A 14,374-nucleotide genomic window follows, 5' to 3' on the forward strand; every position below is an offset into this window, starting at 1 on the left:
GATCAGGCCGGTAGTGGACAGGTGACGCCTGTCCCCTTCAGACCACAGTAGCCATTGGGATTCTTGGCGAGATACTGCTGGTGATACTCTTCGGCGTAGTAGAACGTATCCAGCGGACGAATCTCGGTGGTGATCTCTCCCATACCTTGGGCTTGCAGCGCCGCCTGATACTCGTCCCGGCTCCGCTCGGCCACCGCTTGCTGCTTCTCGCTGGTGGTATAGATCGTCGAACGGTATTGCGTGCCCAGGTCGTTGCCTTGCCGCATTCCCTGGGTCGGATCATGAGCTTCCCAGAAGGTACCCAGCAGCGACTCGAGCGTGACACGGGCCGGATCGTAGACGACCAGCACGACTTCGGCGTGGCCCGTCCTGCCGGTACAGGTCTCTTCATAGGTCGGATTCGGCGTGATACCGCCGGCATAGCCCACGGCAGTGACGACGACGCCATCCTGCTCCCAGAACAGCCGCTCCGCCCCCCAGAAGCACCCCAGCCCCAATACGATCTGCTCGGTGCCGGCCGGGAAAGGCGGTTGCATCGCAGCGCCATTGATCAGGTGTTCACCGCTGATCTGAATGGGCATATCGCGCCCCGGGAGTGCTGTCTCCGCAGTCGGTAGCGATTCGGAACGTCGTTTAAACATGGGTTACCTCCGGATGATCGAAGAGGCGCCCGGCATTGCCGGACGCCGATAATGTCGGGCGAGCCCCTCGGATGAGCGTCTCAGGTATCGCTGGCACGGCCCAGGCTGAAGGTGTAGATCAGATCGACGGCCTGCGCGGCGCCGGAAACGGCCTGCAGATAGAGATTCTGAATCAGGCGATAACGCAGGGTCAGCTCGGCGATGGGAGAGAATATGCCGACGCCGTAGCTCACCTTCAAGTCGTCGAAGACATAACCGCTGACCACCACCTGGCTGTCATCGCCCGATCCCGACGCATCGAGACTCAGATCCTGCACGCCGAACGCCTGGCCGACCTGCCCTACGGCACTGCCGGTCTGCGACAGCGAGAGCCCGATCAACGCCGAGGTCAAGGCGTCGTCTCCGCTGCCGGTATCCTCCGGCGCTCGGCCCCGAAGAATATAGGACAGGGCGCGGCTTTCCGTCATGGCGGGTTCGGAGAAGATCGTCAGACGCGGTGACGACGCCGAACCAGTCACCCGCAAGCCGGCAATCACGTCGTCTTCGGTGGTATCCGGATTGCGGATGGCCTCGAACTGCAGACTCGGCTGGGACGCCGGCCCGCTGAACAGTACCTGCCCTTGGCGAATGATCAGGTCCTGCCCGAACGAGGTATAGGTGCCGTCGACCAGATTGACGTCGCCATAGAGCTGGACCGGGCCGGTGCCCTGACGCACCTGCAGCTCGCCGGTGAGCCCGGCTTCGAGACCGTAGGCTTCCAGTTGCATGTCCGGCCCGAGATGCAGGTTGACGCGGACATCGAGCTGCATCCCCGCATCGGCCAGGGCCTGAGCCGTACCGGCACCCTCTTCGTTCTGCCGGGCCGCGGCTGCGGCCTGCTGCTGGCGATCCTCTTCCTCGGTGATGATGACGGTGTCGCTGCTGGGCGCCTGCGCCGACGAGGGAATCTGACCAATCTCCAGCCGCGCCCACGGAATGCTGACATCGCCGCGAACCTGGAGTCGCTGCGGCATGGCATGGATCTGCAGATCCGGGGCAACTCTCAGGCGACCGTAGGCCGGCATCGCCACCATCAGCGGCGATTCGGTGCCGTCGATATTGACGTTGGCTCGCCAGTTGGCCGGATCCTGCCAGTTGGCATCCCCCGAGAGATCGAGCCGGCCCTCGTCGCTCTGCACGAATCCCTGCAGTGTCGACGACTGGCCTTGCAGAGCCAGTGACAGCTGGGCGTCGGTGATCGCTACCGGCGACACGCCCCCCTTGACCTGCACGCCATCGATGGTGATATCGCCATTCAGCGCCGGCATGGCAAGCGTGCCGCCGAGCGCCACATCGCCGTTGATGGCGCCTTCCAGCTGGTCGATTCCCGCCACCAGGGGTCGATAGGGGCTGAAGCGGAGATCGCTCATCTGCAGACGCCCTTCCAGCGTGCCGTCGCCCGCGGGATCGTCGATCCGAGCCAGCAGCCGAATCCGGCCCGCGTCTTCCAGTTGCAGGTCGAGCTGGGTCCGGGCCCGCTGCTGATCGGCATCCAGCGACAGCGATATCGTCGCCGCCGGCACCTGCCACGGCGCGCCTCGCGCATCGACGCCGCTGACCGTCACATCACTCTCGATATCGGCGTTGGCAGCCCAGGCCTGACCGCCTCGCGACCAGTTGGCGACGATATCGCCGTTGGTCTGACCATCGATTTGCCACGCGTCGGGCATGAAGTCGTTGAGCAGCGCCATGGGAAGCTCGTCGATCGACAGCGCGGCTCGCCCCTGGGCTGCCGAGGCATTCATGCGTTCGGTCAGACAGAGCGCCCCACCCTGCTGGCGATCGAGGCAGAACGGGGAAATCGTTGCGCTGGCATTGGCCAGATTGGCACTGAAGTTCAGCGAATCGCGCAGCCCGATATCGCCATAGTCGGTCGAGGCCGTCAGCCGGGAGAATACGCCCTGATAATGCTGGAAGGCACTATCGAGGCCGCCTTGAAGCCGAATGGACGCCTGCGAGACCGGAAGGCCCTCGCCACCGCTCACGTCGAGCGACAGCTGGTGCTGAGACAGGCGTCCGGCGAGATCGAGCTCGACGGATCGAATCTGCTGTCCCGCCGTCTGAATGCCGCTCGCTGTCAGATCCACGTCGAACTGCGGATCCTGCGTTCCCGTGGAGTCGGCTTTCAGCGCCAGCTGCTCGAGCCGGTTCTCGGCATAGCCGACACCGCGGCCCTGAAGATCGACCGCGATCTGCGGCCGCTCCAGCGTCCCGCGGCCCTGAAATCGGCCGCTCAGCGCCCCGGAGAGATCCGGCAGGATCGTACCCAGAGCAGGCGCATCGATACGACCCTCGATGTCGAGATTCCGGTCGACTCGCCCGCTGGCGGTGATCCGGTTGTCGCCCTGGCGCAAATCGAGCTCGCGGATATTCCACTGCATCTCGCTGTTGCCATCGACTTGCGCGTGCAAACTGAGTGCCCGCTGCTGAAGCCGACCGTCGATCGCCAGCCGAGGTACCGCAAGCTGCCAGCCGCCGTCGTCGCGCATCGCGAAAGCCGCCTGGGTCTGGCCATTCAGTTGCCCGGTGAGGGTCTGTGAAAAAGCGCCCAGCGGCAGTTGCTGAAAATCCAGATGCACGCTGGCGGACAATGCCGGCGCCCAGCGCACCGTGCCTTGGCTTTCGAGCTTGCCTCCCTGGCTTGCCACCTGCATCGGCTGCCAGGCGAAATGGTCGAGATCGCCCTTGCCAGCGAGTGTCAGCGTGGCGGGCGGCAACCCGGCGCCCTGTCCGGCCAGGTCGAGATCGGCGCGATAGTTCGCCAGCGTGCCGTCGACGTTCAGCGCCAGGTGGTCGAGCTGATATTGCGGCGCCGTCTGCTCGATGGCCTGCACGTCCTGCAGTTTCCGTGCCGCGAGGATGGCGGCCTCGTCGAGGCCATCGTCCAGGTCGGTGAAAGGCGCGAACGGACGCGACGCCAGCGGCCAACGCAGCCGATCCGCATTGAGGTTCACGGAGAACGGCAGCCCAGGTTCGAAGGCTTGAATCCTAGCATCGAGCGTTGCCTCGGCATTACCGGCCGTGCGCAGCTGGATATCCAGATCGTCGAGCGTGCCCTTGGCATCGAGTGTCATCGTCTGGCCGTAGAACGGCGCGCGGGTTACCCGCCCTTGCAGTGATAGCGCAAGCGGAATCTCCCCCTCGAGCTCGGCACTGGCGGCAAGCTCGGCATGGCCATCCGGTGCATCCAGCATCAGCCGCTGGATCTCGATCCTGCGATCGATGGCGGAGAAAGAGAGCGCCAGTCGGTTCAACCGTTGCGGATTCGGACCTTCGAGGCTGACGTCACTGATCGTCACGCTCGGCGCGTCGACTTCCAGCGGCAACTGGAGATCGGGCAACTCCTCGCGAAGCGCTGCGAGACTCCGCTCGATCCTTTCGACACGGGCGTCGGTTCGGTCGGAGTCTGCCTCGGCGACGTTGACGGCAGCGGCCAGCGTCAGCGGCGTCAATGCCATCGGCACGAGGTTGTCGGGAAGCGTGTCGGGAAGCGCTGCAGGCGGCGTGTCGGTAATCGAGGCCGGTGGCAGCGTCGCGTTGTCGCCGGCAGCATTGACGGCGACCGAGGCATCGATGGCATCCGGACTGAGAACGCCAGTGCCGAGATCGGGCATGGCGAGCGTCTGGCCCGGACTCTCAGGCAGTTGAATGCGGGTCTGGTCGAGCGTCGTGGGCAACAGTTTCAGATGGTTGCCGGACATTTCGGCACCCGTCTGGAAGTGCTGCCAATGGATATCGGTGCCATCGGCCAGCCGAATGCCGACGTCGTCAAGACGAACCTGGCGAATCTCGATAGGCAGCGGAACGGCAATCGACGGCATGCCGCCGCCCTCTTCCTTTGCGGGCGTCGGCGGAGGCTGGGAATCGCTCTCGCCCAGTCGAATGCGGGCGCCGGTGATGCTCAGATCGTCGAGACACACGCGGCCCCTGAGCAGGCAGTCGTCGGCCCAGGCAAGGTGGAAACTGTCCACGGCGAGATCCAGCGTCCCGGCGGACAGGCGTAGCCCCTCGATGGTCAGTTCATCGAGCGGTGCACCCTCGAAACGCTGCGCCTCGACCCAGCCGCGCGACTGGGCCTGCTCGAAAAGCCACTGGCTGCCCCAGGGCGACAGACCCAGCCCGGCGAGTGTCAGAATCAGGCCCAGCAGCCACAGGACCAGGAACAGCAGCAGCCGAATCAGAATTCCGGTCCGATGGAGAAATGGAGACGCCAAGAGTCCTCCTCGTCGTCAAACGGATGGGCGATATCGAAACGGATCGGCCCGACGGGTGAGATCCAGCGTACGCCGACGCCAGCGCCGGTCTTGAGTTCGTCCGGCCACCATTCGTCGAACGCGTTGCCCGTATCGACGAACGTGGCGCTCCAGAAGTTGCCGGTCAGGTGGCGTTGATACTCGATGCTGCTGGTCAGCATGTGTTGACCACCGAGAAGCTCGCCGTCCTCGTTCTCGGGCGAAAGACTCTCGTAGGAGTATCCGCGAATGCTCTGGTCGCCCCCGGCGAAGAAGCGCAGCGATGGCGGGACCTTGTCGAAGGTATTGGTGGCCATGGCACCGCCACCGATACGGCCGACGAAACGGTTCTCGCTGCCGAGCATTCTCACCCACTGGGAATCGAAGGTGGTCCGCACGAAGCGAGCATCCGATCCCCAGGCCGGGTCCGACCATTCCAGTGTCAACTGCTGCCTGTCGCCCCAGCTCGGGAAGGTCTGGTTGCGCTTGCGAGTGCGCGACCAGCTGATGCCGGGATAGAGCAGCAGTACGGCATCGTCCTGGTCGGCCTGGGTAAAGTTCTCGTAGGTGGTCTGCCAGTAGAGATCCTGCGCCCAACCATTGGAGAATTCCCAGTGACGTGCCATCTGGACCGAACTCTCGAAGCTCTTGGTGTCCTCGTTATCGATGTTCTTGAGGCCGTAGCGAACGCGATAACTGTCTCTCAGCGGGTTCTCGAGCGGAATCGTGTATTCTCCCGAGAAGCGCTGTTCGGGCGCGGAAAGATACAGCGAGTTGGTCAGGCTGTGACCGTAGCGATTCAGCCAGGGTATGGTCCAGGAGAACTGGGTGCGCGGCCCCACGTCGGTGGCGTAACCCACACCGACCTCGAACTGATGGCGATCCGCCGGGGTCAGCTCCACATCGACAGGCACGACCGTGGGTCGGCTATCGGTTATTTCCCTGGCCACGTTCAAGCCCGGCCCACCCAGCACTGAATCGGGGTCGGCAGTCGTGTCGCGGCCGGTCGCCTCGCGCCACCACTGGCTGGGCGCGGCCGGCAATGCCTCTTCATTGACGCGTGGCCGTACCGCCACGCCACTGAACCAGTTGGTCTGCCCCAGATTCTGGTTGAGCGTGGCCAGATCGCCGGCGAGGTAGGGTTCTCCCGGCTCGAACGGGACCATGTTCTTCAAGCGGTGCTGCTGGATCTGACTGCCTCGAAAATGGACATGCCCGAATCGGTAGCGTTGGCCGCTGTCGAAGTCGAGAAAGATGCGGGCGCTGTTCTCCCAGGGGCGGACTTCGATACGCTGCTGACGAAAGCGCGAATTGAAATAGCCTCGTTCCAGTGCCAGCGTCGACAGCCTGCCCTTGAAGCCGTCATAGCGGGAGTGCAACAACGGATCGCCGACCTTGAGCGGGTTCGACTGCATCGCGCTTTCGAACGCCGCATCGTCTTTGGCATCGCCCTCGAGTGACACGTCGACCTGCGTGATTTCGGTACGCTCGCCCGGCTCGATATCGATGACGACGCGCTCGTTGTCTTCATCGGGATAGCGAGTGGCGAGTTCGGCATTGTAGTAGCCAAATGCCTGGAGGGCCTGCTCGGCCCGGTTTCTCACCACGCCATCCAGGCGTTCGCGAGTGGATTGGCTGTCGGCCTCGAGCTCGGAAAGAATGTTGACGACATTGTCCGCAGGCGCCCCGCTCAATCCGTGCACGGTGACGTCCAGTGCCCAGACGTGCCCCGCGACAGGCAGCCCGAGGCAGATCAGTCCCATCCCTAGGACCTTGGCTTGAAACATCGACTCAACCTCCGCCGCGCTGTAGATCAGAGACATTGGTAATCAGCGAGGCGACACGTCGCGTCAGCTGGGCGCGACTGGCCTCGAGTGATCCCAGTCTTTCTTTGAGTTCGCGAATCTGAGAGGCGCTGACCCCGGCGGGCAGATCATCGACGCGTGACTGCAAGGATTCGAGACTGGCATTGAGAGCGGTTTGCCCCTGCCGAAGTTCCGTCAGCGAGCTGCGAATCTGTTCCAACTCGTCCGTGGACGGTGTCTCCTGCTGCGAGAGCGTATCGACGCGTTTCTCGAGCGTCGTCAGCGTAGATTGCAGGTCCGTCAGCGTGGCTTGAGTATCCGAGCCCTCGATCTCTTCGAGCTGCTTCGAGAGCGCCTGCTGATCCTGACGCAGCGTATCGAGCGAGGCGACGAACTGGTCCGATCGCTCTTGGCCGGTCTGTTCCAGCCGATCCAGAGCGTCGTTCACGGCGGTGATACGCTCATCCTGCTGCTGTTGGCCGCCTTCGAGCGTGGTCAGCCTCGCCGACAGCGCGCCGCGTTCGTTCTCGCCGGTACTTTCGAGCGCCGTGAACGAGGATTGCAGCGTCGCGATCAAATCACGCAGCTCCTGATCAGTATGCTGGAGCGATTCGAGTTGCTGTGCGGTCTGGTCATCCTCTCGAGACTTCGCTACCCGGGTTTCCAGACTGCCTACTGCCGCTCGGGTCGCCTCGAACTGATCGCGCAAGCGATCGAACTCGGCACGCAGACTTTCCCCGGAAGCGTCCAATGTCGAACCAGTCGCATCCAGGCGCTGATTGAGCTTGGCGATCTGGGCATCCTGCGCCTGCAGCCTCTGCCAGAGTTGCCAGCCTCCTGCCCCCGCCCCGGCGATCAACAGCAGAATGAAACACCATAATGGCCACACTTTGGGCGGGCGCCGCCCGGGAGATCCCTGGTAATGGCGCGCACCCGTTCGGGGTGTCGCCATGTCGCTGCGATCGGGCACGATGGTCGGGGGGGCGCGATGCTCGTCGGATTGTGATGGCATTGACGTCGTATACCTTGCCAATAGTGATGCTGTCGCTGATGAAACGGGCGATGTCTCGGCCTCCGCGGGTGCGGATACCGGAAATCGTCTCGCCGGCCACCTACTCGGCCACCTGCTTTCGGCGTCATCACGCCAGAGGAATCAGCGTCGGAAGCCGGCCTCGAACGGCCGAAGGATTACGTTACGTGAAAGCCGTGACGAAGCCTAGGCTTGGCAACGCAAGGGTCGCATGATAACAGCCGCGGTGAAGATATAGGCATCGAATTGGGATCTCGGCCGGGTTCGCGGTAGCATGCCCGCGACCTGCCCTCGCCCGATCCGGCTTGTGTCTACTGCCAACCGTCTTCCAACCATGTCGATGAGTACGATGTCTCACCTCGCGTCCCGATTCGAATTACCCGCACTTCCGTTCGAGCGCCATTCGCTGGAGCCAGAAGTGTCCAGAGCCCAGGTCGATCTGCTCTATAGCCATCATCATCGCCGTCACATCGACGCCCTCAATGCGCGACAGTCGCCCGATGACGATCTCTCCCTGGCCGCACTGGCGAACACGGATGACGGAACCGTGCGCCATCATGCCCAGGAAGCCTGGAACCTGGTGTTCTTCTGGCATGGACTGAGCGCGCGTAGCGTGGAAGTGCCCGGCGCACTGGCCCGGCGGATCGATGCCGCCTTTGGCGGCATGGGGGCGCTGCAATATCGGTGGCGAGCCCAGATCGATGCCAGCGAGGCCGGGTGGTCCTGGTTGGTGATCGATGCTGAGAACCTGCTGCAACTGACGACATCGGCGCCGGGGCGATTCCCTGTCGGAACGATCCCGTTACTGGCGATCACGCTGGCCGAAGACGCCTATCGAATCGACCATCGAGGTCGACGAGGAGAGTATTTCGATGCGCTATGGCCGCATTTGAACTGGGAATACGCGCAGCTCAATAGCGAAGTGACCGAATGAGCGCTGGCCGGGCTGGCCAGCGCGGGTTTGAATGCCGCGCAACCCAAAGGGCCGGGCATGAAACGTCAAAAGACCCTAGGCCCGCCGTCCGATACCGCGATAGACGAAGCCTCGCGAGGCGACATAGGCCGGATCGTAGATATTGCGGCCATCCAGGATCAGCGGCGTGTTGAGCGCCTGCAGCAGGCGTCGCCAGTCCGGGTTCCAGTAACACTTCCACTCGGTCACCAGCATCAGGGCATCGGCGCCTTCGCAGGCGCTGTAGAAGTCGCCCTCGCACAACGTCAGCTGCGGGTGATCGGGATAAAGCTGGCCCAGCGCATGCAACGCTGCCGGGTCGTGTACCTTGACCGTGACACCTTGCGCCCACAACGCTTCCAGCAGCGTCAGCACGGGCGCATGATCGATCCGAGCGGTCCCCGGCTTGAACGCCGCCCCCCAGATCGTGACGGTACGACCTTCGAGTTCGCCTTTGAAATGGTTCCAGAGCTTGCGGAACAGCGTCTCTTTCTTGCTTTCGTTGATGTCGAGGACATGCTCGAGCAAGTGAGACTCACGCCCCGTCGAATGCTGGACATCGGCCAGACGCATCAGGTCGCGAGAGAAATTGGGTCCACCAAAACCGCAACCGGGGTAGAGATATTCGAAACCGATTCGCGTATCGGCCCCCATCCCCTGACGCACATATTCGACATCCACCCCGAGCGAATCGGCCAGACCGGCCAGCTCGTTCATGAAGCTGATACGCGTGGCCAGCATGCCGTTGATGGCTAGCTTGGTCAGTTCCGCGGCGCGACGAGGCATCAACTGGAACACTTCGTGACGCCGATTGAATGCGCGCAGCAGTTCGCGAATCTGCTGGGTGCCCCACTCTTCCTCGCTGCCCAGCAACCAGTGCGCCGGGCGCGTGAACGTCTCCCATGCGCGCCCTTCCTCGATACGGTCCGGTAGCGCGACGGCTACCTGCCCGGAGTGCCCCAGCAGTGCCTCGAGCTTCTCCGTCTGCCCTACGGGGAAGGTGGAATTGTTGACGACGACCAAGGGCGTGCTCTGACGCCCCGGCACCTGCCTGACGTAACTCTCGGCGGCTTCACGCTGATCCGGCGACAGGGCCAGCCAGTGAACGTCCGCGTCGGTATCGGCGGGCACTTCTTCGACGATCACCAATTGACCGGAATTCTGGCCTGCCAGAATCTGATCCTTGAGTCCCGGCTCGCTGATCACCCAGTCGGCATTGGCCAGACTTTCCCAGGGGAAATCGGCATGCGGCATCCAGGTAACCTGATGCCCGACCGAGCATAATGCGGCTGCGGCAGTCGCCGCGGCCAGTTCGCTACCATGTACGACCACCCGCATCGCTTCAGTCCTCGGCCGCGTATTGTTTGATCAATTGACGGAAGCCTTCACCCAGCGTCGGGTGCTTGCGCCCCAGCGCCAGTGTCGCCTCGAGATAACCGAGCTGACTGCCGCAATCGTAGGTCTGACCCTGCATGCGATAGGCGGCCGCGCCGCTGTTCTTGCGCAGCGTCTCGATGGCATCGGTCAACTGGATTTCATTGCCTGCACCGGGCGGTGTTTCGGCCAGAATCGGGAAGATCTCGCCCGGCAGCAGATAACGACCAATGACGGCCAGCGTCGACGGTGCCTCTTCGACCTTGGGCTTCTCGACCATGCCCGTCAACGGTGCGCTCTCGCCAGCAGCCGGCTCATCGCCTTCCAGCGCCACAATACCGTACTTGTAGGTCAATTCTTTCGGTACGGTCTCGACCATGATCTGGGCCTTGCCGGTCTCATCGTAGGCTTTGATCATGCCGGTGAGATCGTTGCTGTCCATGCCGTCATCGTCGATGACGACATCCGGCAACAGCACCGCGAACGGGTCATTGCCAATGACCGGGCGTGCACAGAGGATGGCATGACCCAGACCGAGCGCCTCGGGTTGGCGCACGCTGATGATATTGACGTCGTCCGGAATGATGTTGCGAAGTTCTTCGAGGAGTTCGTCCTTGCCCTTGGCTTCCAGCTGTGTCTCGAGCTCGAAATGCTTGTCGAAATGGTTTTCGATGGCGCTCTTCGAAGAGTGCGTCACCAGCACGATTTCCTTGATGCCTGCCTTTACCGCCTCGGAGACGACATACTGAATCACCGGTTTGTCGACGATCGTGATCATCTCCTTGGGAATCGCCTTGGAGGCGGGCAGACAACGTGTGCCGAATCCGGCGACGGGCAGTACGGCCTTGCGAATCATTTTTGAGGTCCTTCCCTTCCTGGGTATGAATCAGCGGTTTGTTGGCGTCCCGATATCGGACCCTTCTGCTAGCTTAGCGGGCAAGAAGCCGAAAGCACAGTCGCAGAATGGTGACAAAATCGTGCCGCTTTTTTACCAGCTGTTTTTGCTAACTTGGCATCCAGCCAAGCTACCGTCCATAGTAGAATATCGCAAAGCCAAGCACCGCTACACCGGCTTCGAGTCGCGGAAGCAGTCGATCGACCCATCCGACGGTGCGCCGACATCCCAGGGAAGGAAAACCTATTCATGACACCATCATCTGATAACGCCGCGCTTCACGACAACGTCGCACTCCATGGCAACGTGGACCATGCCGAGATCGCCAAGTTCGATGCGCTGGCCAGTCGCTGGTGGGACCGTGAGGGCGAATTCAAACCTCTGCACGATATCAACCCGCTGCGTCTTGGCTTCATCGAATCGCACGTTTCGCTGGCCGAAAAGCGTGTTCTCGACGTGGGCTGCGGTGGCGGCATTCTCAGCGAAGCCATGGCCATGCGTGGCGCTCGGGTCACCGGGATCGACCTGGGGGAAGCGCCGCTGTCGGTCGCCAAACTGCATCAGATGGAGAGCGGCGTGGAAGTCGACTACCGTCATATCAGCGTGGAGGCGATGGCTGCTGAGCATGCCGGGGAATTCGATGTCGTGACCTGCCTCGAGATGCTCGAACACGTGCCCGATCCAGGCTCGGTCATCGAAGCCTGCGCCAGGCTGGTCAAGCCCGGTGGCCATCTGTTCTTCTCGACGATCAACCGCAACCCGAAGGCATACGCCTTTGCGATCCTCGGCGCCGAATACGTGCTGGGCCTGCTGCCGCGCGGCACGCACGAATATCGCAAGTTCATCCGTCCATCGGAGCTGTCGAGCTGGTGCCGTCAACATGGTTTGCGGCTCCAGAACCAGACCGGCCTGACCTACAATCCCGTGTCACGGCGATACCGTCTGACCGCCAATGATGTCTCGGTCAACTACATGGTGCATGTGCGCCCGGAGTGGACCGGAGAAGAGCGGACCGGCAACGGGAAATGAGATCGAGCGTCTTGCCCCAAGCCCTGCTGTTCGATCTCGACGGGACCTTGATCGATACGGCACCCGACCTGGCCGAAGCCACCAATCGCCTCCGTGAACATCATGGCCTGGCGCGATTGCCCTACGAGGTGATTCGCGCCCAGGTTTCCAACGGCGGTAGCGCGCTGGTGACACTTGCCCTCGAACTCGCCAGTGATCACCCGGAGCATGCCGTGGCCCGCCAATATTTGCTCGAGCGTTACGCGGAAGTCGTTGCCGACAATAGCCGCGTCTACCCGGGGCTGGAAGCCGCCATCGAGCGCTGGGAAGCCGGGAAACGCGGCTGGGGCATCGTGACCAACAAGCCCAGGCTGTACGCCGAGCCGCTGGTGGAGGCACTCGGACTGCAGCCGGGCGTGCTCGTATGTGCCGACGACCTGCCGGTCAGAAAACCCGATCCCGAACCCCTGCTGTTCGCTGCCAGGCAGCTCGGCGTCGATGCCGGAAAGTGCTGGTATGTCGGAGATCACCGGCGCGATATGGAAGCGGCCGACCGCGCAGGCATGACCGCGGTGGCGGTCCGTTATGGCTATATTCCGGACGACGAAGATATCGATGACTGGCCAGCGGCACGTTGGTTCGACACCTCGGAGTCGCTCGCTGGCACCCTCTTGGCGTCACTGGCTGAACGCTGAGCCGATCCAGGCGGCGGGCCTTGTCGCCCGCCTCACGTCTTCGGCGGTTGGGCGTCGAAAGCCTGACCGCTGACTGACTCGCTGTCCGGCCCCATCAGCCAAAGGTAGGTCGGCATGATCTCTTTCGGCGTGCGCAGCACTCGAGGATCCTCGTCCGGATAAGCGGATTGGCGCATGGCCGTGCGTGTCGCGCCAGGGTTGAGCGAGTTGAAGCGGATGGCCGAGCCCTGATGCTCGTCGGCGAGGATCTGCATCAATCCTTCGGTGGCGAATTTCGAGGTCGAATAGGCGCCCCAGTTGGCGCGTCCGCGCCGCCCCACGCTGGAAGACGTGAAAATGACGGACGCGCTGGCGGAGCGTTCCAGCAGCGGCAGCAGAACTTGCGTCAAGCCCAGCGTGGCGGTGAAGTTGACCTGCATCACCTTCGCCCAGAGTTCCGGGTCGTAGGCCTCGACCGCTACCCTCTCCCCGAGAATGCTCGCATTGTGGAGCAGGCCATCGAGACGGCCGAACTCCTTTTCCAGCTTCGCCGCGACCGCCCGATAATCCTGCGAGGTCGCACTTTCCAGGTTGAGCGGAAATATGGCCGGTTGTGGTGCGCCCATCGCCTCGATGGCGTCGTAAACTCCTTCGAGACGACTGACGCTGCGGCCCAGCAGAATGACCGTAGCCCCATGACGCGCGTAGCTTATGGCCGCGGCCCGACCGATGCCGGCACTGGCACCGGAGATCAGCACGATCTTCCCGTCGAGCAGACCGTCAGGCGCCTGGTAATCGATATGGCACGTCATAAGGATGTCCTGAGTCACGAAACCGGAAGCGAGGCGGCCTGATTCGATCAGCCACCCATCTGGTTGAGAAAATCGCCCGCCATCTGTGCAGCGTTGCTGTCAGGATAATCACCGCGAACGCGCTCGAGCAGCTGACGGCTGCCGTCGGTGTCGCCCTGCCGCGCTTTCAGCAAGCCTAACTTGTATAGCGCATCCGGCATCTTGTTGCTCTGCGGATAGTCGCTGATGACGGTGCCGAACGCATCGGCGGCCTGATCGAGCTGGGATTGTGCCGAATAAAGCTCACCCAGCCAGTAATGCGCATTCGGCAGCAGGCTGGACTGCGGATAATCTCTGATGAAGCCCTGGAACGCTTCGATGGCCGAATCGAACTGGCGTGACTGCACCAGCTGAAACGCTGACTGGTAGGCTTCGCGCCCGTCTCCGCCACCGCTGCTCGCGCTCGGCTGGCTGGATGAACGATCCTCCGCTGCGGCACCAGCCGCGCCATCATCTGCCGACGCCGGACTGCCCGCGACATCGTTTGCGCTAGCGCTGTCGACGCTGCCGCCGTCGAGACCGGCGCCGTTCGAACCACTGCCGGTATCGTTATCGCCTGCCCCCATTCCCCCGCCGGAAATACGGTCATCGAGGTCCAGGTACTGTTGCTGGGTCTGGCGCTTGAGCTGGTCCAGTTGATAACGCAGTTCTTCGACCTGACCGCGAAGCTGCTGGATCTGCTGCTGATTGTCCTGCAACTGATTGAGGATCGTCAGCGTCCCCCCGCTGCTCTGGCGAGCTTCCGTCTGACTGTAGAAGCCATTCGACTGACCGGTAAGATCATCGACGACTGGTTGCTGAGCCCATACGGACAGCGGGAGCACCAGGGCTCCCGCGCCGCACAGTCTTTTCAGACCGTGTTTCATGCTTCTC

The 14,374-nt window shown here is 62.7% G+C and carries 11 protein-coding genes; 3 read left to right on the forward strand and 8 right to left on the reverse strand.

From position 1 onward, the window contains the following. Window positions 1–2: 2 nt before the first annotated feature. The 4 genes from msrA to DOM32_RS07285 all read right to left on the reverse strand — a co-directional run bounded on the left by msrA (window position 3) and on the right by DOM32_RS07285 (window position 7,729). Complete coding sequence (msrA, locus tag DOM32_RS07270) at window positions 3–581, reverse strand: peptide-methionine (S)-S-oxide reductase MsrA (RefSeq protein WP_420876613.1); 579 nt, start codon at window positions 579–581, stop codon at window positions 3–5. A 140-nt stretch (window positions 582–721) separates the two neighbouring features. Next, window positions 722–4,894: an autotransporter assembly complex protein TamB gene (gene tamB, locus DOM32_RS07275; RefSeq protein WP_244179841.1), complete on the reverse strand. Its 4,173-nt coding sequence runs from the start codon at window positions 4,892–4,894 to the stop codon at window positions 722–724. Beyond that, complete coding sequence (gene tamA / locus DOM32_RS07280) at window positions 4,858–6,699, reverse strand: autotransporter assembly complex protein TamA (protein WP_110632761.1); 1,842 nt, start codon at window positions 6,697–6,699, stop codon at window positions 4,858–4,860. The genes tamB and tamA overlap by 37 nt, the downstream gene beginning before the upstream one ends. A 4-nt stretch (window positions 6,700–6,703) precedes the next feature. Continuing rightward, window positions 6,704–7,729 (reverse strand): coiled-coil domain-containing protein, encoded by a 1,026-nt coding sequence (locus DOM32_RS07285; protein ID WP_157957034.1) that lies wholly within the window; start codon window positions 7,727–7,729, stop codon window positions 6,704–6,706. 367 nt (window positions 7,730–8,096) lie between these two features. Between DOM32_RS07285 and DOM32_RS07290 the strand changes: the two genes are divergently transcribed. Then, on the forward strand, window positions 8,097–8,681 hold the full coding sequence (locus tag DOM32_RS07290) for a superoxide dismutase (protein WP_167400652.1): 585 nt from the start codon (window positions 8,097–8,099) through the stop codon (window positions 8,679–8,681). Window positions 8,682–8,756: 75 nt separating this feature from the next. Here DOM32_RS07290 and DOM32_RS07295 read toward each other — a convergent pair whose 3' ends face one another. Then, complete coding sequence (locus DOM32_RS07295) at window positions 8,757–10,037, reverse strand: nucleotide sugar dehydrogenase (RefSeq protein ID WP_071230038.1); 1,281 nt, start codon at window positions 10,035–10,037, stop codon at window positions 8,757–8,759. Between the two features lie 4 nt (window positions 10,038–10,041). Beyond that, window positions 10,042–10,929 (reverse strand): UTP--glucose-1-phosphate uridylyltransferase GalU, encoded by an 888-nt coding sequence (gene galU, locus DOM32_RS07300; protein ID WP_071230039.1) that lies wholly within the window; start codon window positions 10,927–10,929, stop codon window positions 10,042–10,044. A gap of 288 nt (window positions 10,930–11,217) precedes the next feature. Between galU and ubiG the strand changes: the two genes are divergently transcribed. After that, complete coding sequence (gene ubiG, locus DOM32_RS07305; RefSeq protein WP_110632771.1) at window positions 11,218–11,997, forward strand: bifunctional 2-polyprenyl-6-hydroxyphenol methylase/3-demethylubiquinol 3-O-methyltransferase UbiG; 780 nt, start codon at window positions 11,218–11,220, stop codon at window positions 11,995–11,997. Further along, on the forward strand, window positions 11,994–12,671 hold the full coding sequence (locus DOM32_RS07310) for an HAD-IA family hydrolase (protein WP_110632774.1): 678 nt from the start codon (window positions 11,994–11,996) through the stop codon (window positions 12,669–12,671). The genes ubiG and DOM32_RS07310 overlap by 4 nt, the downstream gene beginning before the upstream one ends. Window positions 12,672–12,703: 32 nt before the next feature. On the opposite strand, the gene DOM32_RS07315 is transcribed toward DOM32_RS07310, so the two are convergent. Both DOM32_RS07315 and ybgF read right to left on the reverse strand, forming a co-directional pair. Continuing rightward, complete coding sequence (locus DOM32_RS07315; protein WP_110632777.1) at window positions 12,704–13,462, reverse strand: YciK family oxidoreductase; 759 nt, start codon at window positions 13,460–13,462, stop codon at window positions 12,704–12,706. Between the two features lie 47 nt (window positions 13,463–13,509). Next, the gene (gene ybgF / locus DOM32_RS07320; protein ID WP_110632780.1) at window positions 13,510–14,367 is read right to left on the reverse strand and encodes a tol-pal system protein YbgF; all 858 of its coding nucleotides are present in this window, start codon (window positions 14,365–14,367) and stop codon (window positions 13,510–13,512) included. Window positions 14,368–14,374: the final 7 nt, after the last annotated feature.

It is taken from the genome of Salinicola salarius, assembly GCF_003206135.1.
GTDB classification, from domain to species: Bacteria; Pseudomonadota; Gammaproteobacteria; order Pseudomonadales; family Halomonadaceae; genus Salinicola; species Salinicola salarius.

What these genes read in the sequence shown, in the direction of transcription:
- DOM32_RS07315 (WP_110632777.1), bottom strand. Translation starts at nt 13,462, where the DNA reads ATGACGTGCCATATCGATTACCAGGCGCCTGACGGTCTGCTCGACGGG.
- ybgF (WP_110632780.1), bottom strand. Translation starts at nt 14,367, where the DNA reads ATGAAACACGGTCTGAAAAGACTGTGCGGCGCGGGAGCCCTGGTGCTC.
- galU (WP_071230039.1), bottom strand. Translation starts at nt 10,929, where the DNA reads ATGATTCGCAAGGCCGTACTGCCCGTCGCCGGATTCGGCACACGTTGT.
- ubiG (WP_110632771.1), top strand. Translation starts at nt 11,218, where the DNA reads ATGACACCATCATCTGATAACGCCGCGCTTCACGACAACGTCGCACTC.
- msrA (WP_420876613.1), bottom strand. Translation starts at nt 581, where the DNA reads ATGCCCATTCAGATCAGCGGTGAACACCTGATCAATGGCGCTGCGATG.
- tamA (WP_110632761.1), bottom strand. Translation starts at nt 6,699, where the DNA reads ATGTTTCAAGCCAAGGTCCTAGGGATGGGACTGATCTGCCTCGGGCTG.
- DOM32_RS07285 (WP_157957034.1), bottom strand. Translation starts at nt 7,729, where the DNA reads ATGCCATCACAATCCGACGAGCATCGCGCCCCCCCGACCATCGTGCCC.
- DOM32_RS07310 (WP_110632774.1), top strand. Translation starts at nt 11,994, where the DNA reads ATGAGATCGAGCGTCTTGCCCCAAGCCCTGCTGTTCGATCTCGACGGG.
- DOM32_RS07295 (WP_071230038.1), bottom strand. Translation starts at nt 10,037, where the DNA reads ATGCGGGTGGTCGTACATGGTAGCGAACTGGCCGCGGCGACTGCCGCA.
- DOM32_RS07290 (WP_167400652.1), top strand. Translation starts at nt 8,097, where the DNA reads ATGTCTCACCTCGCGTCCCGATTCGAATTACCCGCACTTCCGTTCGAG.